Below are 25,905 nucleotides of genomic sequence, written 5' to 3' on the forward strand. Positions count from 1 at the left end.
CGGTTGGCAATGAGCCGTTTTATTATCGAGTTCGGTGACCGCCTGAGCGATCACCTTTAATACGGTGGCAGTTACACAGAATTATTTACAGGGTCCCTCGTTCGCCTGCGGGCTTGCCGTAGCGGGTGTTCTGAAGCTATAACCGGGGCTGGTGCTCTATTTTCCCGGCAACCGCCATGTCCCGGCTAGACTGCGGACTTTCATCGATACGATCCGGAAACTGCACAATCAATTTGAAGATCTGGTGCCGCCTAAAGCGATTTGACGGTTTCTTTTCGCCCAAACACCGGCGGCGGCGCTTCTCTATCAATCAGCACATCGATCACTGTAGGAACACCTTGCATAATAGCGGAATGTAGCGCGGTTTCCAGTTCGGATGAGTGTGTTACTCTGATGCCGTTAGCGCCTAATGCCTGAGCGAACAAAGCGAAATCTACCTGAGGGATCGCGCAATCGAGTTGCGGATAACCTATCGAGTTCAAACCTTGCCGACACATGTTATAAGTGCCATCATTCAATACCAGCCAAATAGCCGGTGCTTGATGATGAACTGCCGTACTGATTTCGTTATTCATCAGCATAGAACCATCGCCTATTACGCCGACGGTGACTTTGCCTGACATTGCCAGTCCTACAATCCCGCAGGCATAGTGTCCCATAGTCCCCAAAGCTGAATTCACCCGATAACGATTAGGTTTTTGAAACTGCAAATACCTATTTGTCCATACATGTGAGTTTCCGGCATCCGCAGCCACCAGGCAATCATATTCATCAATGGCAACCTTTTGGATTATCGCCATAACATCCTCTAGATGGATGACGCCATTCTTGATTTCCGCTATGGTCTGTCGTTCAACCGTTCTTGTGTTTTCAAGGATGTTGGACTGATGCGCAATGGGTAATTTTTTTATTTTATCATATACGCCATGTAAAAATTGGGACAACTCAGCATTGATGACGACTGTTGAAGCAGGAAGGTTTTTTCTGATATCAGCATTTTCCAGACTGACATAATACACATCAATATCTTTTATTTTGTTTTGCAGATAATGCGAACTGGACTCCCCTAATCGGGTTCCCAAAATAATAATTGCCTTCAAGGAGGGATCATTTACGATAGATTGTAATTTCTGTTCATCGGAACCTAACCCCGTAGCGCCTATATATAATGGGTGTTTTTCAGGGAATATTCCTTTGCCGCGTGGCGTGGACATAACTGGAGTATACGTTTCAGTCGCCAGTCGGGTTAATATTTCCGAGCAATGGTTGCAGCCAAAGCCATTCCAGATAATAGCATCTCCCGTAGCAAGCACTTCGGCTATTTTATACTGTTGTTTTTCCAGATAACGCTCTTCTTCTTTTTTCGAGGGATGAAAGATCTGTTTATTTATTTTTACCTCATCTTGAAAAAAAATTTTTTTCTGAACGCTGGGAAGAATAAATAGACCTAATACCTGACCACGAGATGTTTTCAGATGAGATATGGCCTCAATCGCTTCATATACCTTTTCTTCTTCATCGATACAAACAATACGATCAAAGAACCCTGTGATGCCATCGCCTGCCAGGGCGCTTATATCCTGCGCCGTGGTTTGTTGCAATCCCCACAACCCATTATTTTTTGACGTTGTTATTGGCGCAATAAATACCACTTTAGAACCATCCAGCTTTGCTGCGCGCAGCGCCGTTAACGCGTTGGTGATGCCAGGGCCTGCAGTGGAAAATACAGCGGCTGGTTTATTTTTATATAGACTGTATTCTGAGGCGCAAAAAGCAGCGCCCGTTTCATGTCGGCAATGGATGGTATTAATGGATGACTCGAAGAGTGCTTTCCATGCCGGAGCGATGAAAGCACCGGAAACACCAAAGGCAATGTCTACCCCAACGTTTTCCAAATGTTGGATCAGCACTTCCACCACTGTCTGTTGTGCATTTTCTTTCATGATTTGACCTCTTTCGAAAATCGGAGCCAAGCTAAATCAGCGATCCGGCCTTTTTGCAGACTTCGAAAAAATTATCAGATTCTGGTCGGTTAAGGCCGAGTGGAGTTGTTGCTGGTTGTATTTCTGACGTCAGTGAGTGTTTAGGTATTCTTCACGAAAGCGACTATTAATAACTCGAGCAAAACCTGATCCATCGGCTTTCCAGGACGCGAGAAGTCCATCTCCACATCGTTTTATTCGCCCACCGCTCGCTCCATTAATTGGGAAATAAATCGCTGCCATTGTTGAACTGTAGCCGCTGCGGTACTGCGTGCCGCAACTGCTTCAGGTGTTCCATGACGGCAACCACATCGCCACCGCGCTCCTCTGATTAACCTAGATTACCAGGTATTTACGGCTAAAATTATTCACTAGGGTCAAGGTGCTGAACCGACGTTCGTTGAGCATATTATCATCAATAAAGCTTATGTTCCAGCACCGGTCTGTGACACGTCAATGACCGAATTGTTAACGTGGAGCATGAGAGTTATCTTTTATGTTTTGTATAAAGATTCGACACCCATATCAAAACCAGTAACTCTCACTCTTTGTAGATAAAAGGATAGCGCGTTCAGATATAAAATATTTTCTTCTGTTGATTTAATGCCGTTATCAGTTTTTCCTTTTTTATCCATTCAATGACTATATGCAGGAGTGAGTTTCTCATCATGAGAAACGCTAGAACCAAGTTGAGGAGCTGTCGCATTGACCAATACCGCCGCGTTGCCTAATATTCCTCCGTTTAATAGCTTTTGGTGCGCATAAGGTATTTCATCAAAACGAAATACTTTGTTCATGGTGGGAATGATCTTTCTTTGATTAACAAGATGAAGAAACTCATTACATTCACGGATATTGGCGTAGTGAGAGCCTTGTATTCTTTTCTGATGCATCCATAAATGACGCACGTCAAAGTCGCAATTATAACCGGAGGTTCCCCCCACTGTGACTACCATGCCGGAGTGATCGCAGATTTGCAGCGATATAGGAAAAGTATCTTGCCCGGAATGTTCAATGACCAGCTTGGGAAGTTCTTTTTTACCCAAGGCCTTAAAGAAGTCGCGTCTGAAATTGGCGAATGCTCTGGACCATGAAGCATGTTCATCGGATGTCACATCGGGAAGCCGACCGGAATGTGAGTATTTTTTCCTGACGATATATCCTACGGCGCCAAGTTTGCGAACATAATCTCCTTTCTCTTCACTTGACACGACCGCGACGGGGAGTCCGCCGAGGGCTTTTACAATTTGCACCGATAATGAGCCTAAACCGCCAGCCGCTCCCCATATCAGAACGGCATCGCCCGGTTTGACGTTATTTGGCGTCCAGTGAGTGAGTTGCTTGTAGGCTGTAGGGCCATTCAGCATCAGGGTCGCGCTCTCCTCCCAGGTTAGAAAATCAGGCTTGGGAAAGCATTGATAGTCTTCGACGACGGTGAATTCCGCAAATGATCCGTAATTCCTTTCATAGCCGTAAATTTCCTGACTGCGGGTAAACATCGGATCGTTCGAGAGACGTGATTCAAGCGAGGTAGCGTCATATACCGAGCAAGACACCACCACTGCATCACCTATGCTAACGTTACTGACATGATGACCAACAGAATAAACAATACCTGCCGCCTCTGAACCACCAATATGAAACGGCTCGGCATCTTTGTTTCTTTTACGGCGCGCCGCGATAACATCGACGGGTTTCCCTAATGCCGCCCAGACATTATTATAATTCAGTCCTGCCGCCATCACTTTAATGAGAACCTGATTAGGTAATAATTTTGGAACTCTGACTGTTTCCGGTTGAATTGCAGTAATAGGTTCGCCATAACGCTCTGAACGAATCAGATAAGCTTTCATCTCTTGAGGAACGGAATAATTTGTCGTCATGTTGAACTCCTTGTCGAAACTAATAAATCTATTAATCTGTTTTTTATATCAGATCGTGTTGGTGGCATAACTTATCCGTGAAACGCCGTGGCTGGCTTTCCACTAATATGCATAAATAAAAACCGCTCTGCTAGACGTTAATTAGCGTTCTCTCATGCTATTACCCATTGACTCTACTCTTTAATACAATGCCGGTTCCTGTTGCGCAAATACAACCTCGCGCGCTGAGTAACGTGGCCGAAATAAAAGCGATGTTGTTATTTTTATTATCGACGCGTGCCTCGACTCGACATGGTTTTTTACGTATCACACGTAAAATTTTTACTGAAAGTTCAACCACACCTGCGGGTTCACGACCCAGAGCGTTAAATCCACATAGGCCTATCGCTGATTCCAGAGCGGCGCTGATCACCGCGCCGTTAATGCCGAGCGAAGTGAGTATGCCAAAACCTCCCTGATGGCAGGGATTTTCGTCATTTATTTCCATAACGATGACATCGTCATTTATTTCAATAATGGAAAAACCCAAAGCTTGAAATAAAGCGGAATCATTGAAAAGAGAGGCCAGGTCGTTTTCAGCCATAATCATTCTCCTGCATAAAATCATTGCGATAGCTGATGTGTTTTCATCACATCAATATATTGATTATTCATTTTTAATATATTCTGTTTTTCGGTTTTTTCTCGCAAAGCCGCTCCTTTTTCGACCTGGTTTTTTCTCTGTTTCACGAAGTAAATCAGATAGGTTTTTTGCCGTATGAGCGACATATTCTGTAAGCAGTTCGAAATGGCTCCCCGGCGTGATGACGCTTTTCACCAGATTTGGCCATTCATTCGCCCAACGTTCCGGCTGGGCGGAAGCAGGATAATCTCTGGCCTGAAGCATCACTGTCGGAGTTTGCAAGTGAGAGGGCGTCCACTGTTGGCCGAATAATTCGAGATACCAGGCCATTGCCATGAGTGCGGTATCCTCGTCCGACCAGAATTCGCCTTTGGCTGCAAACCATGTGCGTAGTACATCGCCCATTGCGGCTTCATTCATAGCTGACGGTGGGAAACTGTCGATCAATACCACCGCTTTGGGCTGTAGACCACGAGCCTCCAATTGGTGGGCGGCGGCATGGGCAACGAGTCCGCCAGTTGAGAAGCCGACCAGCGTAAATTCACGTTCCTGCGCGCCTCTCTCCACTGCCGTAGCCAGCGCCGCCGCCGCCGCGTAGTCGGTGGCGGGCAGCGGGTCGCCGTGATAGCCGGGCAGCGGCACGGTCAACATGCTGTAGCGATCGCTCAAGGTTGAGCTTAAGCGCTGATAGGTTAAATTGGCAGTGGCGGGAATGAATGAGTTAAGGCAAACCAACAGCGGTTTTTCCCGATCGTTACGCTGCCATACCGTCTCCGGCGCGTGCTGCTTATGCTGCTTGTGCGTGAAATGCTTGCGCAGGCGTGCCGCTCCAGCCAGCACGCTAAGTCCTTCCTGCGTCATGCCTCGTTGCACGGCTTGCCGTAGCAGGTGGTAAAACCTGTCGGTCTCTTTCTTCGTCTCGGTGTGCGCTTCTGTTGAGATGACGTGCTTTTCCCCAACAAGAATACTCAATAAGAATTGCGCCAGCGCTTGCGGTGTCGGATGATCAAAAATTGCGGTGGCGGGAATGCGGACGCCGAGCGCCAGTGATAATCGGCCCCCCATTTCCACCGAGGTGAGAGAGTCGAATCCCAGTGCGATGAATTCTACATCGGTTCTTACGGACTTCGGATCGGGATGGTTCAGTACTTCACCTGCGTATTGAATGATCACGTTAAGCAGATAAGGCAGCCGCTCTTTTTCCGGCATATCCGTGATCTGTCGCGATAAACCGACGCTGCTCCTGGATGCCATGAGACGAGGGAGTACTTCTGCCAATAGCGGGATGTCGCCTTGCTCGCGTAGCGCTTCCAGGTTTAAACGCGCCGGTATCAGCAGCGGTGAATGATTCACCACGTGCGTGCCGACAACGGCATCAAGGAAGGCAAGGCCTTGCGGACGAGAAAGCGGGATTTGGCCCGTTGCAATAATACGCTGTATATCGTCGTCGCCAAGTTGTTCTCCCATTTCCGAGCGTTCGGCCCACATTCCCCAGGCCATCGAGGTCGCAGGAAGGCTCTGATGGCGTCGGTGGTGCGCCAGCGCATCTAAAAAGGCGTTGGCGGCGGCGTAGTTTCCCTGTCCTTTTTGCGGAAGAATGCTGACCGCGGAAGAATAGAGAACGAATGCCGAAAGATCGTGATGCCGCGTGAGCAGATGCAGGTTCCAGGCTGAAACGGCTTTAGATTGCCATACGCTGTCAACCTGCTCTGTAGTCATGGTATTCAGCGTTGTAGTATCCACGCTTCCCGCGGTGTGAATGACGGCGGTGAGCGGATGCGCTGTCGGTATGGTGCTGAGCAGGGTTCCCACCGCTTCTGAATCGGAAACATCACAGGCTACCAACGTTGCTTTCGCGCCAAGCTCGGCGATGTCTTTTCGTAACTCATTGGCACCCGGCGCGTCTTTACCTCGTCGGCTGGCAAGCAGCAAGTGGCGAACGCCGTGATGCTCCACCAGATGTTTCGCGACGACTTTGCCCAGTGCGCCCGTGCCGCCGGTGATCAGCACGGTGCCGTCAGGATCAAGGTTACGGCACGGATTTTCCGGCTTGTCGATATGGTTGTGAGCGGATAGGTCGCCATCACCGGCGGTTTGCACCAATCGCGGTGCGAGTATTTTTCCCATGCGCAGTGCCAGTTGAGGCTCATGGGACAACGCGTTAATCGCGGCGCTTATCAAGGGCCATGATGTGTTTTCTACCTCATTGATATCAAGCAGGAAGAATCGGTCTGGATATTCAAGCTGCGTAGTGCGCACCAATCCCCACAGTGGGGACTGGGAGAGATTAGGGACATTCTCTCCATCGTTTGTCGCTATCGCGCCTTGCGTCACCACAAGGAGGGGGACATCGGTGGCTCGGGGATCGCTAATCCACGCTTGCAGCGCATTGAGTACGCTGTGTGTCGGGCTATGATCGATAAACTCAGAGGTATCGTCGCCATCCGGTGCGATTAATACGGCGATCTCATCCGGCTGAGGTGAGAAAGTCGCCAGCGCCTGATGAATATCGTCATACGCGCTGGAAGCGTCATGCTCCTTTATGAGGCCGGAGAAGCGATCCCGTAACCTGTTTTGCGGAACAATCCAGCAAACTTTCGGCTTCGTGGGGGACGAATCCGGCGCAATCTCACGCCATTCCAGATGGTAAAACGGGGGACGCGACGGGCGAATGCGCTGTGAGTTTGACGATTTCAACACAATGGCGTCTATGGTCGCGACTGCCCGACCAGTATCTTCTGCGAGTCGTAACGCATATTCGCTGTAGCCTGATGTGGATAGCTCGGCGGTTTTTCGCACCAGATGTCCTCGCAGACACTGTGCGCCCTTGATGTATTGCCGTATCCCGCTAAGGGAGAAAAGTAAACGAGGCGGACGATTTTCCTCGCCCGGATTCAGTTGTTCCAGCAATGCCGCTTGCATCCCCGCGTCTAGCAGGGTCGGGTGCAGGGTGAAATCTTCTCCCGGTTCCGCATGACTACTCTCCGGCGACGTGGCTTCGATATACAGTCCGTCTTCGTGCTCCCAGACGTTGACGAGTCTTTGAAAAGCGTTACCCAAGATCACGCCCTGAGCGGCGAGGTGCTCATAAATCGGGGTAAAATCAACCGATCTGGCGTTGGCGGGCGGCCAGTTGTCATTATGTAAATCAGGCCACTCTGGTGATGAAGCATCGTCTGGCATAAGACGGCAAGTTGCGTAGCGTTTCCAGGGAGCCATCTGATACCCGTGCGGTTCTGGATCGTCAGGCTGATGGAAATAGGCTTCCACTGTTCTACCGCCATCCGCCTCAGCCGGGCCAACATAGAGTTGGATGGGGGTAGGAATAGACTCATCCAGAGGCAAAATCGTGTGCAGGAAGAGATCGTCAAGACGCTGGCAGCCAATGCGCTCGCCGATGGACAGCATCATCTCTGCGGTCATCGCCCCGGCACCCGTAGTGACGTCGGCGATCCGGTGTTCCAGTATCCACGGCTGCCTGACCGCGTCTAATCGTCCGCTAAAAATCCAGCCTCGTTGAGCGGCGTTGTCGATGCCGGCGTGTAAAAAAGGATGGTTAAGCGCAAAAAATCCACCGTCTAACGCCGGGCGCGCCGGTGGCGCTTGCAACCAATAGCGACGGTGCTGGAATGGATAGGTCGGCAGCGGTACGGGGGGCGTCTGGACGAGCAATTTCGTCCAGTCTAGCGGCTGCCCCTGCGCGTATAGTTTTGCTAGCGCGGCGAAGAAGGGATGCCACTCGTCCCGCCCTTTACGCAAAGAGGCAATCCACGCCTTGCTGGGAACTCCGCTGGATTCTCTGACTGCTCTGGCTCGTCCCAGAGCCGTTAACACACCGTCAGGACCAACTTCCAGCGCGACGACGATATTGTATGCCTCAAGCCATTGGACGGCAGCGTCGAATCGTACCGCACAGCGGGCCTGGTTTGCCCAATACTCAACGGAACATGCCTGTTCATTGGTCAGCCGTTGACCGGTAACCGTTGAAACAATCGGAATAGCAGGTGCCTGAAACGACAGCGCTGACAGCGTTCGGCGTAAGGTATCAACGATGCCATCAATGTGGGGAGAGTGAAATGCGTGGCTGGTTCTTAAACGATGCGTGCGGTAGCCGCGCGACCGCCACTGTTCAGCGATATTCAGCACCTTGTCCGCGTCGCCGGATATTACTACGGATGACGGCGCATTAATCGCGGCGATCGCGACGTATTCTTCATACCCCTGCAACGACGGCAAAATGTCCGTCTCACTAGCTTCAATGGCGACCATTGCGCCGTCGGTGGTAATGGATTCCATCAGCCGCCCACGCGTTGCAACAAATGTCGCAGCATCGGCCAGACTGAATATGCCGGCGATATAGGCGGCGGCGATCTCGCCGATGGAGTGACCAATCAGTACATCGGGCTGTACGCCGAGCTGCATGACTGTCCGGCATAGGGCGACCTCGAACGCGAAAAGCGCCGCCTGGGTAAAATCGGTGCGGTCTAACAGTGCGGCGTCGGCGCTGTCCTTTTGGGCGAACATCACGGTTTTAAGCGGTTGAGGCAGAAGGGGATCGAGATGCTGACAGATCTCGTCAAGCGTTTGAGCGAATACCGGAGACAAGCGGTATAACCCTTGTCCCATCGTCGGCCACTGTGCGCCCTGGCCGGTAAAAAGAAACGCGACGTTACCCGACGGAGAACGGACACCCTGAATGATGCCGGGCGCGTAGCGATTGGCGGACAGTGCCTCTAGCGCGTTGAGCATGCCGTCGCGATCTTCTGTGCTAACCACAGCGCGATAGTCAAAGTGGGAGCGGGTGGCGGCTAGCGAATAGGCGACGGCGGCGAGATCGTGTGTCGTATCCGTGTTCTGGGTAATCCATGCGCGCAGTTGCCTGGCCTGGGCGCACAGCCCGGCAGGTGAAGCGGCGGACAACGGCAGCGCGATACTAGGGACGGGGAACGCTCTTGTAGGTGCCGTATCTTCTGCTGGAGACGTAAGCGGCGGTGCTTCTTCAAGAATGAGGTGGGCGTTAGTACCGGAAAAGCCAAATGATGATACTGCTGCACGCTTGGGACGCCCGTTATCGGGCCAGTCGCAGGCAATATTAAGCAACTTAACGTTGCCGCGCGACCAGTCTATTTTGCTGGACGGCGTCTCAGCATGCAACGTTTTGGGTAAGCGCCCATGTCGTAGAGCCATCACCATTTTAATGATACTGGCGACGCCGGCGGCAAGCTGAACATGACCAATGTTGGATTTCAGCGAGCCAAGCCATAGCGGTTGAGAGTCGGGTCGATGTTTGCCGTAGGTGTTGAGCAGCGCGTGCGCCTCAATGGGATCGCCGAGCATAGTACCCGTGCCGTGCGCTTCTACAACATCAATCTCGGAAAAGGTCAGCCCCGAATTGTGCAGCGCCTGACGAATGACCTGTTCTTGCGCGGGGCCGCTTGGCGCGGTTAGCCCGTTGCTGGCACCATCCTGGTTAATCGCGCTTCCTCGAATCACGGCCAGTATGCTATGGCCGGACTGTACCGCGTCGGAGAGTTTTTCCAGCAAAATAAGCCCGACGCCTTCAGAAAAACCCGTTCCGTCAGCATGGTCGGAAAAGGCTTTACACCTTCCGTCAGCGGCAAGACCGCCTTGACGGGTGAACTCGGCGAAGACCTCTGGAGAGGCCATAATCGTCGCGCCGCCTGCAATGGCAAGTGAACATTCGCCGCTTCTGAGGGAACGAATGGCCTGGTGGATCGCCGTGAGAGACGCGGAGCAGGCGGTGTCCACCGTGATGGCCGGACCGTTCAGCCCTAATGTATAAGCAATGCGCCCGGAACTGATACTGCTCAAGCTGCCTTGTAATCGATAACCGTCGGCATCCGGGTTGCGCTGCTCGATATCGCTGAGATAGCCGTTGTGTGTGGTGCCGATAAAGACGCCGGTCGGGCTGTTTTTTAGCGTAGCGGGAACGATGCCGGCACGCTCCAGAACCTCCCAACTCACCTCGAGCAATAAGCGTTGTTGGGGGTCCATCGCCAGCGCCTCGCGGTCGGATATCTTAAAAAAGCTGGCGTCGAACCCCGCCGCATCTTCCAGAAAACCGCCTTTCCAAGCGCTGGCGACAGCGCTGAGCTCCGGGTTTTTTTCAAATAGTTTCTCCACATTCCATCCCCGATCGTCGGGGAAGGGACCGATGGCTTCTTCGCCATCGGACAGGCGTTGCCAAAGCTGTTCGGGAGAGTGGATGCCGCCGGGTAAGCGGCAACTCATGGCAATAATGGCGATAGGTTCATGCGCCGTCTGGGTCAAATATTGATTACGCTGTTTCAACTGTTCGTTCAGCAACAGGCTGTGGCGTAACGCTTCGACCAGGCGCGGATCGGCGGTTCCCCCGACAGCGGCGATATTTTCCGCTGCGTTATTGTCTTTTCTGGGCGTCATAGTGCTTTCTCCTTGTCAGACAGAGCCATGGACACCAACTCATCCAGACTTGCGGACTCGATATCGGTTACCTGAGAGTTTCTCGGCACTTTCTCCACGGGGGAGACGCCGTTTGCCATCTGAAGTAATTTGTCTAGCAAACCGTCATCGCGCAGGTTGGCAAGCGGGATGCCGGCAATGCGCTCGCGAATCTGCGACTCATTCTCTTCCGTTATCGCGCCGTTCGTCGTCGCATCCTGCCCGGAGAACAGCTCCGTATCGAGATATTCAGCTAGCGCGACAGGGGTGGGGTAGTCATACGTCAGCGTCGCCGGCAGACGCAGGCCGGAAACCGCCGCCAGACGGTTGCGCAACTCCAGCGTCATAAGCGAGTCGATGCCGCTCTCTTTAAATGACTGTTCGGGAGCGAGAAGCGACCCGTTATCAAGGCCAAGGATGCCCGCGATGTTATCGACAATGGCGGCCTGTAGCTGTTTTAGTCGTGCGCTGGGTTCCAGCGTGGACAGCGACTGGCGCAGATCGGGCGTTCTTTCGCCGCCTGATGGCGTTCGACGCGCACTCGCGGGCCCCGCCAGCCGTTCAAATAACGGATGGAGACGTCCTGACTGTGCATTTTTACGCAATATCTGCGGGTTCAACGGCGCGGCGGTATAAACGGCATAAGGCAATGCCAACGCCGCATCGACCATAGCATTACCGTGTTCCGGCGTGATGGGCGCCAAACCGGTGCGCGCGATACGCGCGTTGTCGGTATCGTTGAGCCTGCTCGACAGCCCGGTGACCGGCTGCCACCAACCCCAGTCCAGGGAGGTGGCGCACAACCCCTGGCGGCGGCGGTTATGCGCCAGTGCGTCCAGCGCTTTGTTCGCGGCTGAGTAGTTGCCTTGCCCTGGGCTGCCCAGGGTCCCCGCGCTGGATGAGTAGAGAACGAAAGCCGCGAGATCGTCAGTACGGGTTTTTTGGTGTAAGTGCCAGACCGCGTCGATTTTGGGTGAAAATACCGTATCGAGGCTTTCCGCCGTCAGGTTGGCGATAGTGGCGTCAGCCAGTACGCCTGCGGTATGGAACACGCCAGTCAGCGGATGCGCGGCCGGGATCGCCGCGAGCAGCTTGTCCAGCGCCAGAGGATCGGTGGCGTCACAGGCGACGATCTCGACCGTCGCCCCTGCGTTTTCCAGTTCCGCTTTCAGTTGCGCCGCGCCATCGGCGCGGGGACCACGACGGCTGGCCAGTATCAGGTTTTTGACCTGATGCGACGCCACCAGATGGTGTGCGAGCAGCCCTGCCAGCGTCCCTGTCCCCCCGGTAATCAACACCGTGCCGTCGGGATTGAGCCGTTGAGGGAAGGTCAGAATAACTTTGCCGGTATGCCGGCCTTGCTGCATTAACCGGAATGCGTGTATCGCCTCTCTGATATCAAAGGCGGTGATCGGCAATGGCGCCAGTGAGCCTGCGCGCATCAACGATAATAGCGTGGTCAACATCTCCCTTGTCTGTTCGGGGTCATTGTCCGGCCGGTCAAGGTAGTGATAAGTCAGGTCGGTAGGAAAATCCTCGCGAATATCGGTTTTGCCCAGTTCGATAAAGCGGCCTCCCGATGCCATTAGCGACATTGAAGCGTCGATAAACTCGCCAGTAAGGGAGTTGAGCACCACATCAATCCCTCTACCATTAAGTTGCGGACGGAATTGCCTGGTGAATTCAAGGCTGCGTGAGCTGGCGATATGATCGTCGGCGATACCGAGCTGACGCAGAACCGGCCATTTGTCAGGATGCGCGGTGGCAAATACTTCCCCCCCCAGCTGATGCGCCAATTGAATGGCAGCCTGGCCGACGCCGCCCGCCGCTGCGTGAATCAAAACACGTTCGCCCTGGCGCAGCGAGGCGAGTTGCGTTAGCGCATAATAGGCGGTGAGAAAGGCGATGGGTACGCCAGCGGCTTGCGCGAAAGTCCAGTCGTCAGGCAGGTGGAAAGTCGTCGTCTGATCGGCGATAACGGTCGGCCCGAAAGCGCCTTCAGTCAGTACCATCACCCGATCGCCGATGTTGAAGTCTTTTACGTCCGAACCGACTTCCGTAATGACGCCAGCGGCTTCCGTGCCGAATTCATGTTGAGGCGCGATTAACCCCAGTGCGCACACGACATCATAGAAATTAACGCCGGCCGCACGCACGCTGAGCCGAATCTGTCCCTTGCCCAGCGGCGCGCCAGCTTCAATGGCGGGTTTTAGCACAAGATTGTCGAGATTCCCGGTATCCGAAATGTCCAGGCGCCACAGCGCGCTGTCGGACGGCAGGGGTAGCAGCCCGGTTTTCGCCGCTCTGCTCAGGTGTGGAATAAGTAGTTGTCCCTGGCGTAGTGCCAACTGTGGATGATCGCTGGCCAGCGCCATGCTGAGTAACGAAGTATCGGCGAGAGGATGATCGGTATCGAGTAACACGATGCGGCCGGGGTTTTCGTTCTGCGCTGAGTGCAGTAACGCCCATGCAGCGCTATGAGCTACATCCAGACACTCATGGGAACCTTGTTCCGTCGCTCGGTGAGTGATCGCCACCAGGGTGGTATTGACCAGGCTTTCATCGGCCAGCCAGGGTTGGAGTTGGTTAATAACTTGTTCACATAGCGAGCGAGTCGTGTGCTGTACATCGTCCGTCTTCGCCGAATCGGTGACCGGTAACGGCCAAACGAGCACCGTTGGCGGCGTGGATGACGTCAGCCCTGCGCTCAATGTCCGCAGCGAGTCATAGCGAACGGCGATGTCCAGCGGACTGGCGTTGACGGGATCGGTTTCAAGCAATGCCCAACTGGTGGTAGCAGGGGCTTCTTTCACTTTAGACGCGCTGGGCAAAGCGCTCCATGTGGTGCGCAGCAGATCATATTCCGGTTGGATGCGTAACTGATGGCGCAGCTTGTCTCGTGTGGTTTCCCGTAAATTGAGCGCCTCAATGGAAATCACCGTTTCGCCGGTCTCATCAGTAGCAATCAGGCTGATGTTATCGTTCGTTTTCAGATGCAAACGCGCGCGCAACTGGCGTGGCTGCCTGTCGGCCAGGGTGATGCCGCTGAGCGAGAACGGTAGCCGCAGCGCCGTCCCATCGTCGTTTTCGCTATCTGGCAGCGCGATAGTATGCAGTACGGTATCAAGCAGTGCAGGATGCAGGAGATGTCCGTTCGTCGACAGTTCTTCAGGCAGATTTGCTTCGGCATACACGCTATCGCCGCTGCGCCAGGCCGCACTCAGTCCTTTAAAGGCCGAGCCATATTCATACCCAGCGGCGGAGAGCCGTTGATGAAGAAGGGTAAGATCCAGCGGTTCGGCATCGGCGGGCGGCCAGTCCATGTTGTCGAACGGACGTTTCTGACTTGATGCGTCACGCTGTAATAATGCATTGGCGTACAACGTCCACTCTGAGGCGCCGTGCTCCTCGTCGTGATGGCGCCGGGCATGGATCGTGACGGTGCGTCGCTCTTGCTCGTCAGGGCGTCCGACTCTGAGTTGCAGATCCAACTCACCTTGTTCAGGCAGTACCAGCGGCGTTTGTATCACCAATTCCGCAATCTTGTGGTAGTCCGTCAGTAACGCGGCATAGCTCACCATATCCAGATAAGCTGTTCCGGGAACCAGGGCAACGCCGGTCGCGGCATGATCGGCAAGCCATAGCTGGTTGGTAAGTCCTATGCGCCCTGTCATCAGCACGCCTTCGTCGTCAGGCAGGTCGATGATTGCGCTTAGCAACGCATGTTCCGTCGGGCGTTGTCCGACGGTGGCGACATTGGCGGCGGCCGGAGGCGTCAGCCAGTAATGACGATGCTCGAAAGGATAGGTAGGAATGTCCACGAGGCTGGCGGTGGGGTGAAGTGCGCGCCAGTTGATGTTGTGTCCATTGACGTACAAATGCGCCATTGCCTGCGTGAGGCGCTCGACGGCGGGTTTGTTGCGTTGCATCGAACCGATGATCGTCGCCGCGTTGTCAGTCGTTTCTTCGAGCGCGGGCAGCAAGACCGCGTGCGGACTGCACTCCAAAAAGGTCACTTTACCGCTTTTGCTCAATGCCGATACCGTGTCGAAGAAACGTACCGGGCGGCATAGGTTGTCGCACCAGTATTTTGCGTCGAGCGTCGTACCATCAAGGGGGGCGTCAGGCGCATAGCCGCCCACGGTGCTATAAAAAGGAATGCGAGTGGCGCTGGGCTTCAGGCTGGAAAACAGTTCCATCAGAATGGGGCGCCAGGTGTCGAACTGCGGCGAGTGGCCTGCGACATCAACCGAAATCCGTTTGGCCCGGATTCGCTCTTTTTTACAACGCCGGAGTAGTGTCTCGATGGACCTGGTATCGCCTGAAACCACGGTTGATGTCGGGCTGTTGAAGACGGCAAGGGTAACCTCCCCGTCATCTGGAGAGAAGAAGGCGCGGGTCTGCTCTTCGGAAAGGCCGAGCGTGGCCATTGCGCCGTGTCCTGACTGGCTAAGCATAAGCCTGGATCGTAACGTCACGATCCTGATCGCATCTTGTAGCGACAGAGCGCCCGCGATATAGGTGGCGGCGATTTCACCCTGAGAATGTCCCACGACGGCGTGCGGCGTAAATCCGAAAGATTGCCAGAGGCGCGCCAGTGCGGTCATCACCGCGAAAAGCGCTGGCTGCACGACGTCAATGCGGTCTAAGGGCGGGGTATCGGGGTTACTACGCAGAACGTCAATCAGCGACCAATCGACATACGCACGCAGCGCGTTATCCGCCTCGTCAATAGCCTGCCGGTAAACGGAAAAGGCGTTATACAGTTCCATCCCCATTTCAGGCCACTGTGACCCCTGTCCGGGGAAGACAAAGAATAGTTTTCCTGATTCGCTGGCCGGTGAGGTGCCGACGGTTAGTGCCGGATGATCCTGCCCATTTTCAAGCGCTTGCAACCCTTTTAATAATGCTTCTTTTGATTGGCCCCTGACGGCGGCGCGGTAGGCAAATTGACTACGAGAGATGCCTAGTGAGTAACCCACGTTAATGGGATCGACCACTTGTTTGTTAGCCAGATACTCCCGTAATTGCGCTGCTTTTTTGCGCAGCGCGGTGTCGGTTTTTGCGGCAATTGGCCAGAGCATTTCCTGTGGCGCAGCGCCGGCCTCGGTATTTGTGCGGCCAACTGATCCCGATATCGGAGGTTGTTCCACGATGAGGTGACTATTAGTGCCAGATACGCCGAATGAAGAGATTGCCGCGCGATAGGGCCGATCGCCGACTTGCGGCCAGGGTTGCGAGGCTGAGAGTAGCTGTATCGCGCCGCTTGACCAGTCAACTTCGTGAGATGGTTCGGTGATGTGCAGACTGCGCGGCAACATGTTGTGGCGGAAAGCCATCAGCATCTTGATCAGCCCGGCAACCCCAGCGGCAGCTTGCGTGTGTCCGATGTTGGATTTGATTGACCCCAGGAGTAACGGCTGTTCAGCTGAGCGATGACGGCCATAGGTCGCCATCAGCGCATTTGCTTCGATAGGATCGCCAAGACGTGTGCCCGTGCCGTGCGCTTCGACGACATCGACATCCTGCGGCTTAAGGCCTGCGTTAGCCAGCGCGTGACGAATCACCTGTTGTTGCGCGGAGCCATTCGGCGCGGTTAGTCCGTTAGATGCACCGTCCTGATTCACTGCGCTACCGCGAATGACGCCAAGTACCGTATGTCCGTTCGCCTGCGCCTGAGAAAGTGGCTCCAGTAGCAGCATACCGATGCCTTCCGAGAGCCCTACGCCATCCGCTGACGCGGAGAAGGCTTTGCATCGTCCATCCGGCGCGAGCACGCGTTGTTGAGAGAAATCTATGAGTACACCGGGTGTCGGCATAATCGTGATACCGCCCGCTAACGCTAACTTACAGTCATTGCTGCGTAGCGCTTCACAGGCTGTATGAATAGCAACTAACGAAGAGGAGCACGCGGTGTCAATAGTGACCGCCGGTCCATGCAGGCCGAGGCTATAGGCCACCCTGCCGGAAGCGACGCAGGTGGCTGTTCCCATATAGCCGTAGCCTGAAACGTCCTCTGGGGCATGTTGAATCTGGGAGCCATACTCTGTCGCCATGATGCCCGCGTATATCCCGGTATTGGAACCATATAAACTCGAAGGTTCGATCCCTGCTCGTTCAATGGCTTCCCAGGAGACTTCAAGCAAAAGTCGTTGTTGGGGCTCCAGCGTCAGGGCTTCACGTGGCGAGATGCCGAAGAACCCAGCGTCAAATAGAGGTGCTTCATACAAAAAACCACTGGTGCGGGTGGATATTTTACCCAGTCGGCCCGGTTCTGGATCGTACAGTTTATTGACATCCCATCCGCGATCCGACGGGTAATCACCGATCGCGTCACATTCGTTAAAGATCAGATCCCACAGTGCTTCAGGGCTGTTCACATTTCCGGGATAGCGGCACGCCATACCGATTATTGCGATAGGTTCGTCGTGATGGCGCGTATCCTGAGTCTCCAGTCCTCCATCGGGTGACGATAGGCCAAGCTCTTGTCTCAGGTATTCGCTTAATGCACGTGGTGTCGGGTGATCGTAAACCAGCGTGGAGGGGAGTTCTATCCCCGTAGCGACGGAGAGCCCACGTGAGAACTCGACAACGGTCAATGAGGTAAATCCAATATCACGAAACGCCTGCATGTCTGAGGAAAAGGTTTCTCCCAGCAGCGCTTCGATTTCGCGCGATACCAGTTCCAGTAGAATGTCATATTGTTCCGATGGGCTACGATCGTACAGCGCTAGCCGATCGATATCGTCGTTTAGCGTGGTATTAACTGAATTAGCGAAAAGCGAAGAGGACTCGTCGGCGGTGGGAGCGGCTTCCGCCACGCAAACCAGCGCAGCGTGATAGCGGTCTGCTTGCTGGGGAAACAGTTGATTGAATACGCATGTCCAATCAACTGATGCGCCGTTGATAAACGCGTGAGTCAGGGAATAAAGGAAACTTTCCCGATCGCTTTTCCGGCGGTCAAGCGTGGAGATGGCCGCGCCCTTAACGCCGGCTGTGCGCAGATGTTCTTCAATGATGGAGGTCAGAACGGGGTGCGGACTGACTTCAATAAAAAGACGATGTCCGTCTTTGATCAAAGCGCGGATGGTGTTTTCGAACAAAACTGGCTCCCGCAGGATGCGATACCAGTAGTCCGGCTGAAAATCGCTGGCGCTGTAGCGCGCGCCGGCGACGGAAGAGTAGTAGGCCGCATGCGCTGAAGAGAGAATATTGCGCGGCGCGTGCGCTATCACCTCGGCTTTTAGTATGGCCACCTGAGGGGAGTGCCCTGCAACCTCTCCTCCGGGTACTTTCCAGGCCCAAAATCCCGCTTTGGTTAATTTGTCGAGCAGGGCGTTAGTGTCTGCTGTACTGCCGCTTAATGTAACGCTTTTGTTGCTGTTGATAGCGGCAACAGCCAGCCTGTCATCCCACTCTTTAAGTAACGGCGCAATATCGTCAACGGAGGCCGCTACCGATATCATTGCACCTTGTCCTTCAATGTTTGAGAGTTCTTGTCCCCACAATGTCACCAGTTGGGTGGCATCCTCCCGGCTTAAATAACCAGCGGAAAAGGCGGCCGACGCTTCGCCGACGGAATGCCCGACTACCGCGGCTTCATGGATGCCAAACGCTCGCCATGCATCCGCGAGCGCGGAGGATATTGTGAACTGTATTGGTTGGATTTGTTTCAGACGTGAGAAAGGCTCGCCCGCAGCTAGCGCATCTGCAGGGTTCCAGTTCAGGTTGGCCTCAAATATCGCGCCGCTTTCATGCGCGCTTTGACGATAAGCGGGCAGCGTGCGGAGTAACTCCGAGGTCATTCCTGTCCACAGTGGCCCTTGCCCGGAGAAAACCAGCACCGGATTTGAACCCGTTGCGGCGTTCCCTGTTAAAACGTTGCGCGCGGCGCGGCCCTGCGCGAGTGACGTCAGTCCTTTGAGCAATCCGGCTTTGTCGGTCGCGAAGACGGCACTACGAATTTCCGCATGTGGGATGGCGAATTGATGCAGGCAAAACGTCGCTAATTCATCGTCGGATAAGGATTCGAGCTTACTTCGCCAGTGTTCGGCTACGCTGGCGAGCGCCGCCTCGGATTCGCCAGAGAGAATAAGAGGCAGGTTTAAGGCATCCATACGTGAACTCCTGTTATTTAGTGGCGACGTTTTGACGAGCGGTTTTTCTCCACCCGATATCCGAAGCGGAGTGTAGTGCGATGATCTTCGGTTGTTCACCGCGCAGCAAAATCTTGCCGAGCTGACGTCGAATCTCGCCTTCGCTCAGTGAGTCGTCGTGACAATAGACATCTAGCGTGAATTCCACACCTCCGGCCTCGGGGACGTCGTTATGTACCCAGGCTTCCGCACGAGAAACCCCCGCAATGGTTTCGGCTATTTCACAGACCGATTTCAAACATACTTTTTCGCCGCGGCTCATGACATAGGTTGGGTTGCGCTGTTTAAAGAAGAGATAGCCGTCCTCATCAATGGTGAAGCGATCGCCGGTATGGATAATACGGCGGTCTCCATTGCGGGGCGTATCAATACCCTCATCCATACTCCGAATTCGTCGAATCATTCCGGTATAGGTTTCGACGATGAGTTCGCCATCCTTGTCGCCAGGGTTATCTTTGCGCAGGTAAACATTAACCTCAGGGAAAGGCTTGCCGACGGACGCATATTTATCGGGTGACGCGCGATGCGCAGCCAATGTTGCAACACGCGGTCCCGCCTGAGTCAAACCATAGGTGAGATACAGTTCAATTCCGGGGCTACGGGATAACACAGCCTCAACTGAATTGGCTGGGAGAGCGTCTCCGCCGATGGTTAATCGGCGTAACGGAGCAGGGATCTGTCCAGAACCGGATTGCAGCCAGGCATTAACCATTGTCGGCGTAATGGATGATTGGGTGATTTGATAGGTTTCAATCGTTCGTTCATAGTTGCCAGGTGTAAAGGGAGGGCCAGCAATAATGGTCGTATTCCCTAGCGCAAAAGAGGACAGTAGTTGCGCGACGAAAGCATACGAATAGTACATCGGTAGATTGATCAATATCCGATCTTCCGCACGTTGTTCAACGGCTTGCGCATGACTAAGCGCATTGCGAAATAAATCGTCGATATGAAATAAGCAGCCGCTAAAAATGCCGGACGTTCCCGACGTGAGAAGAATAACCTCGCCCTTTTGATAGCGGCGCTCCCTGGGTATATCTAATCGAATCAACTGACCAGAGTGTGCCAGAGTCTGCGCGGGGTGGGTTTGTGCCAGCCCCGGGGGAAGGTGTGATGCGATCAAGTTCCTTGCACTAACTACCTGAGCAATACGATAAATACGAGACGCTGGCGCAGAGGACGGCAATAGTACGGGAACCGCGCCAATTTCCAACAGGGCAAAAATGATTACGGCGAATTGCACGCTATTTGGGATTGCCAGCATTACAGGAGTGCCGGGCTCAATCCCATTTGTACGAAGACTTTTTACCAGATCATCGAAAACCAATGATGGCGCATCATGCGTATTAACATCGACCTGAATAAGACTATCCAGAAAGTGCTTAGCGGAATTGGGCGTTATTATGGGTTGGGGCATCATTTATTTTCCCCTACGTTCTGCGTGACGACAACACTGCGAATGTGATGACCTGACTCGTCGACATGATGATTGGTAATAATGACATGAGTCGCTGAACCCTCATCCAGCCAGATCTGCGCTAATGCTGCGGTATAGATTTGCATGTTGTCCGATGGCATGCTCCATACGATACTCGGACCGCTAAATCGTAGAAATTGCGATGGGAGTCCGATGACCATCCCAGGACAAGCTCCGGAAAAACGTATTGGTGAAAGGTGTCCTGAAGAAAGTGTTGCTGAAATATCGTGTATGGTCTTGAGTGTACAATGGTCGCTAATAGCGATATGCCCCACAGACGAGCAGGCCGATGTGATTACATCGCGATGCTCAGTGATAGCCTGCTCAACTGCTTCAAGAACAAGCCATGATAAAGGATCTGCATAAAGCGATGCTTTTTGGGCCGGTTTGTACGTGGATAAATCAGACGTACTTGCCATACCATGACCCACTATGTTGAGTGGTTGCGTGGTTAATGTTTCGACATTTTTCATCGTGCTGCACTCTCTGCACTTTGGAAAACAAGACAAGTATTAAATCCGCCGAATCCAAGCGTTATACTCAGCCCAGCTGTTGCAGAACACGGCATGTTTTTTTGAGTAGCGATAGGTAAATTGAGGTCGCTAATGGGATCGCGTAATCCATAAATAGGGGGAAGCCGCTGTGTTTTTAATGCTTGTAGCACTGCGATAGCTTCAATGGCTCCCGTCGCGCCAAGCGTGTGCCCAAACGCTCCTTTTGTTGCAAATAACGTCGGTGGGTGTGGTAAAGGTGAAAAAAACTCTGAGTAAGCTTTGGCCTCTACACTGTCATTAACCTTTGTTCCTGTACCATGTGCGTTAATAATGGAAATATCTTCCGGTTTTAAGCCTGCGTTATTCAGCGCTCGCTTTACGGTAAGAATCACATTTTGGCCTGATAAGTCGGGCGAAACTGCGCTTGCTGCATCGTTTGCGGAACCGGCGCCAGAGAGAATGCCGTAAGGCTTGGCGCCGCGACGTTTAGCGTGTCCTTCGGACTCCAGTATCAGAAATGCGGCACCTTCACCGAGGACAGTACCATTGTGGCTTATATCGAATGCAAATAAGCCATCGGTAGACATTGTTCCTAGTCGTGAATGACTAAGTCGTTTCCCCAATGTCAGAATGTCGGCTCCCCCACATATGCATATTTCGGTAAGGCCCGCCTTGATGAAGTTCAGCCCCGTTAAAATGGCATCGGAGCTGGCTGAACAGGCCGTACTTACTGTGATAGGGGACTTAACACAGCCGACTGCTTTAACAGCTTGTTTTGACCATTCTGATAACGAGAGGGTATCGGGTGAGTCTAAATGATGACCGTAGCTGGTTCCTAAAACTGGGAGAATATCTGGGTCATGCGCAGAAATAGAAGCGTCCTCGAGCGCTTTGCTTAAGGTTTTTACCGTTAATATGTGTTGACGTCTTGTTCCTTCCCATTCCAAAGGGACGTCTGGTATGGGCGCGGCGAGGTTACTGCGTAGCGATAATGTGGAATCCAGAACAGTTATACCGGACATGCCCTCTAGCAGATATTTCCATACAGTGGGTATTTCATCACCTAATGCTGTAGACCAGGCCATACCTGTGACCCAAACAGGAGAGTGATGATTTACCATAACTGTTTCCCCAGCGTGGATATATTCTCGCGTACCAGCGAACCTTTTAGCATTCCGACCGTTTGACCCGCGACTTCTGCTTTACAGGAAAACGTCAAGAATTTATCGCGCAAACTTTCGCAATTGAGGTGAAAAATGATTTGGTCGCCAGGTACAACCACCCGCGTAAAGCGAGATTTAATTGAGCCGACTAGTGTTATTTCATCATCAGTCAGCGGTGATGTTGAAAGCTGAAATAAAATAATTGCCGATTGTGATATGGCCTGCATCATATGGCTTGCTGGAAAAATAGCTCGCTCTGGAAAATGGCCTGCGATGGCGTCTGTCTGGCCTGAAACAGCCATAAGTGTTTTAATATAATTTGCCGGCTCGTAATCAAGAACACGATCAAGATATACCATGGGGTGTCGGTGTCTTAGCCACCCTTTAAGCTCCGTGAATCCCATCATCCGTGGTTGACGTTTATCTCCGTCTTGGGATTGAATACTCATTGGCTTTCTCCCCGATTATTGGCGTTTGGGATTAAATCTGAAATCAAATTCGTTAGTGTTTGAATTGAGTCGAAATATTGAGGAGTAAAGTATTCATCTTCGATTTTGATGTTGAAAGCATACTCACATTGAGCTCGTAGTTCACTAAAGCCTAGGGAGTCTAAACCCAGGCCATCACGCATATTAATATCTGTTTCGATTTCTGAACGAGGAACGCTAATAAAGAGATCATCGATTAGAATTCCGATAATGGTGTTTTCTATATTGTTCAAAGTAATATATCCTTTTTAGTTAATATATATTTTAATAAATTAGATGCCACTTACATTATCTATGCATAGTGTGTTACAAGATGTCATTAATGTTGCTTTTTTAAAGAGGGCTGCTAGTTACCTCTAATGTTAAAATTTATTTCTGCCTGACTCTTCAATGAATGATATTCATTTGATAGTTTCCTTCGGCTTATTTTTCCCGTGGCAGTTACAGGAATTTTTTTTATGACAATGAATTCGGAAGGGTGTTTGTAATAGGCAAGGTGAACAGATAAATAGGTTTTTATTTTTTCTATATCGGGTGAGTGATCTGTTTTGGGTTGAATTAATGCAATAATACGTTCACCAGCGAAGGCATCAGGGATACTAAAGACGATTGTGGCGGCGATATCGTCGTGCTGAATAAGAATATTTTCAATTTCAAGTGGGTATACCGGGTAGCCTTCTATTTTTATTTGATCTTTTTGTCTCCCGAGAAAAAGTAAGTTTCCATTATTTTCCTGTCGAACAAGATCGCCGGTAGCGAGCCATCGATCAGAAGGAAAAAACTCAATATCATGTCCATTCCAAATTCCTACGGTTTTTGCCGGAGAGCGAATGAAAAGTTCCCCATTACATGATTGAGTATTCTTGATTTTAATTTCTACGCCAGGTAAGGGCCAACCGATTGAGGGTTCTTTTATAGTGCAAAGATTGTGATGGTATATTACAGGCCCCCCTAATTCTGTTTGTCCGTAAGAGCTTTGGAGATGAGAGCTAAAAGATTCAAAAAATTTCCGGCTTAATTCTGTTGCACAGGAATCACCACCCGCAACACAAACCGTTTCACTAAGATCGAGTGAGGTATTATTTTGCTCTACTTTTCTAATAATTTCTTGGAAGTTTGACGGTGTTCCTGCAATCCATGCTGGCTTTGTTTCTTTTAATGTTTCTGTGATATTTTCTATATCATATTCTGAAAGTAATAATACTGAATAGCCCTTGTTAAGAGCCGCCAAAGTAATAAGTATACTCCATGGGCTGATGAGATCGACTAAGCTAAGAATAGCTGGATTCTCTCCATCCGAGTTGGATGACTTGGGGTTTATGGTTGCTTTGGTTAAATCGATAGCATCAATTAGTGTTTTTTGCGAATAAACAATTCCTTTAGGTTTCCCTGTCGTTCCTGATGTGTAAAATATAGAAGCGATTTCATTCGTGGAGATATTTTTTGTTGAATCTTCACAAGGTTGTAGACTCATACCTGCCCAGGCATGGGTAAGATTTTTTTCGTTTTCTTTCTTTAGATCAATAACCCATTTCTTTTCAAGAGTTTTACATGATTCAATCTCTTTTTTTGCCTCATGAAATCTGGTTATGTCACCAATATATGCACGGGATGAGCTATGTTGAATTAAATTTCTCGCCTCTTTAGCTGATAATTTTAGGCTGAGAGGGACAAAGATAGCCCCAATTTTCAGGCAGGCATAATATACAGCTATAAGCTCAAAACTGTTACCCATGTGGATAGAAATTCGATCTCCTTTTTTTATATTTGCATTCTGCAACCCTGTGGCTATCCGTTGGGTTAAAATCAGTAAATCGTAAAAAGATATATTACGATCCATTGACGTTACTGCTGTCTCATTTGGATATAAAAGTGTGTGTTTTCTAAAAGATGAAAAGATGTTCATAACTGCTCCCATTTTTCCATATAAAACTTAATAAGTAAATTAACTGGATTGCGGAGTTCGTGAGTCAATATTTACTTCACGTTATAGATGAGATTTAGTAAGTTGAAAATGGGAAAATAGTTATTCTTACCATTCCTTTTTCTCATGATTTTTTAGGATTACTCCCATTGTTTTGTAGTTTGAGATGAGGTAAGAATGTGCGTTAATTGGGATATTTTTATTTAATGGAGATGGATAAATGGATTGGGCCAATATTCCCCCTCTTTACGCATTAAAGGCTTTTGAGTCAGCAGCCAGGCATCAATCTTTCACTTTAGCTGCTAGTGAATTATTTATTTCACAAAGTGCAGTTAGCAAGCATATTAATAACATAGAAAATTTTTTTGGCAGGAAGTTTTTCTATCGTAAAGGACCAAAGGTTTTTTTAACTAAAGAAGGTCAGTCTTTTTCTGGTAATCTTCGCAATGCATTCGAGATACTAAACAAAGCATGTGAAAATATTCACCGCGATGGAATCGTATTAAATATAAGCAGTCCCTATACTTTTGCTATACGTCAGCTCATTCCAATTTTCAAAAAATATAAAAATCAAACAGGTTTTCCAATAGTCACTGTCGAAACTATAAATGATGATTACTCCCATTCCCTTGCCAATTTAAATGTTCATGATGCAACAGTAAAATATGGCGATGGTAAGTTTTCTAATGAGTGGCATTACACTTTGCTTTCATCCGAATGTTTAATTGCAGTGGTGTCTCCAAAATTACTACATCTCTTTGAAAACGAAAATAAAATTATCATTGATCTTGTCTATGTCAAATCAAGAGAGTTAGATTGGTTTTTTTGGTGTGAAGAAGCACGTTTGAAAGATAGGTTTCAAGTTATCAATAAGTATGAGTTTGGATCGATGGATTCAGCTATTAATGCTGTGATAAAAGGATTAGGAGTAGCGATTGTTGATATTGGTATGGTTTTTGATGAATTGATAGAAGGCGTTTTGTCAAATCCATTTAAATTCTCTTTTTATTCTGGTAAAGGATATTACTTTTTGAAGAATAATAATCATGCTAATGATAATATATCTTCTTTGTTAGAGTGCGTTAAGCTTGATTTGGCGGGTAGGAATTTAGCGACGTAATGTTTAATCATAGATGTACTCTACATAATTCTAATTTTAGATTGATAACGACACAAAACATCACTAAATAGCTGTTCCAAATAGTAGATCACTTTGAGGGAACTCAGTCCGAGTTGAGCGATCTGATCAATCGCCAAAAATCACAAATCACCAACCGG

At 50.9% G+C, this 25,905-nt stretch carries 12 protein-coding genes; 1 reads left to right on the forward strand and 11 read right to left on the reverse strand.

The genetic code is table 11. From position 1 onward, the window contains the following. Positions 1–251: 251 nt before the first annotated feature. From DES54_RS15600 to DES54_RS15650, 11 genes are all read right to left on the reverse strand, one after another. The gene (locus tag DES54_RS15600) at positions 252–1,943 is read right to left on the reverse strand and encodes a thiamine pyrophosphate-binding protein (RefSeq protein WP_113868946.1); all 1,692 of its coding nucleotides are present in this window, start codon (positions 1,941–1,943) and stop codon (positions 252–254) included. A 674-nt stretch (positions 1,944–2,617) separates the two neighbouring features. Beyond that, positions 2,618–3,865, reverse strand: a complete 1,248-nt coding sequence (gene ccrA / locus DES54_RS15605; RefSeq protein WP_113868948.1) for a crotonyl-CoA carboxylase/reductase — start codon at positions 3,863–3,865, stop codon at positions 2,618–2,620. 160 nt (positions 3,866–4,025) lie between these two features. Continuing rightward, positions 4,026–4,448, reverse strand: coding sequence for a PaaI family thioesterase (locus tag DES54_RS15610; RefSeq protein ID WP_113868950.1), 423 nt, complete (start codon positions 4,446–4,448; stop codon positions 4,026–4,028). A 63-nt stretch (positions 4,449–4,511) separates the two neighbouring features. Continuing rightward, positions 4,512–10,910: a type I polyketide synthase gene (locus DES54_RS15615; protein ID WP_113868952.1), complete on the reverse strand. Its 6,399-nt coding sequence runs from the start codon at positions 10,908–10,910 to the stop codon at positions 4,512–4,514. Beyond that, positions 10,907–19,045: a type I polyketide synthase gene (locus tag DES54_RS15620; protein ID WP_113868954.1), complete on the reverse strand. Its 8,139-nt coding sequence runs from the start codon at positions 19,043–19,045 to the stop codon at positions 10,907–10,909. The genes DES54_RS15615 and DES54_RS15620 overlap by 4 nt, the downstream gene beginning before the upstream one ends. Positions 19,046–19,058: 13 nt before the next feature. After that, complete coding sequence (gene amcH, locus DES54_RS15625; protein ID WP_113868956.1) at positions 19,059–20,501, reverse strand: adenylate-forming 2-oxoglutaryl-ACP ligase AmcH; 1,443 nt, start codon at positions 20,499–20,501, stop codon at positions 19,059–19,061. Next, entirely contained in the window at positions 20,498–21,031 is a 534-nt protein-coding gene (gene amcG, locus DES54_RS15630; protein ID WP_113868958.1) for a cispentacin moiety biosynthesis protein AmcG, read from the reverse strand. The genes amcH and amcG overlap by 4 nt, the downstream gene beginning before the upstream one ends. Beyond that, positions 21,028–22,173 carry a cispentacin biosynthesis acyltransferase subunit AmcF gene (gene amcF, locus DES54_RS15635; RefSeq protein WP_113868960.1) on the reverse strand — a complete coding sequence of 382 codons (1,146 nt, stop codon included), beginning with the start codon at positions 22,171–22,173 and terminating at the stop codon, positions 21,028–21,030. The genes amcG and amcF overlap by 4 nt, the downstream gene beginning before the upstream one ends. Further along, positions 22,167–22,664 carry a cispentacin biosynthesis cyclizing decarboxylase AmcE gene (amcE, locus tag DES54_RS15640; protein ID WP_113868962.1) on the reverse strand — a complete coding sequence of 166 codons (498 nt, stop codon included), beginning with the start codon at positions 22,662–22,664 and terminating at the stop codon, positions 22,167–22,169. The genes amcF and amcE overlap by 7 nt, the downstream gene beginning before the upstream one ends. Continuing rightward, positions 22,661–22,936 carry a cispentacin biosynthesis acyl carrier protein AmcB gene (gene amcB, locus DES54_RS15645; protein ID WP_113868964.1) on the reverse strand — a complete coding sequence of 92 codons (276 nt, stop codon included), beginning with the start codon at positions 22,934–22,936 and terminating at the stop codon, positions 22,661–22,663. Before amcB ends, amcE begins: the two co-directional genes overlap by 4 nt. A gap of 113 nt (positions 22,937–23,049) precedes the next feature. Continuing rightward, a complete protein-coding gene (locus DES54_RS15650) occupies positions 23,050–24,609 on the reverse strand; it encodes a class I adenylate-forming enzyme family protein (protein ID WP_113868966.1) in 1,560 nt (519 codons plus the stop codon). Between the two features lie 238 nt (positions 24,610–24,847). On the opposite strand from DES54_RS15650, the gene DES54_RS15655 reads away from it, so the two are divergent. Further along, a complete protein-coding gene (locus DES54_RS15655) occupies positions 24,848–25,747 on the forward strand; it encodes a LysR family transcriptional regulator (RefSeq protein ID WP_240635035.1) in 900 nt (299 codons plus the stop codon). Positions 25,748–25,905: the final 158 nt, after the last annotated feature.

Origin of the sequence: Brenneria salicis ATCC 15712 = DSM 30166 (assembly GCF_003315515.1) — a bacterium.
GTDB lineage: Bacteria > Pseudomonadota > Gammaproteobacteria > Enterobacterales > Enterobacteriaceae > Brenneria > Brenneria salicis.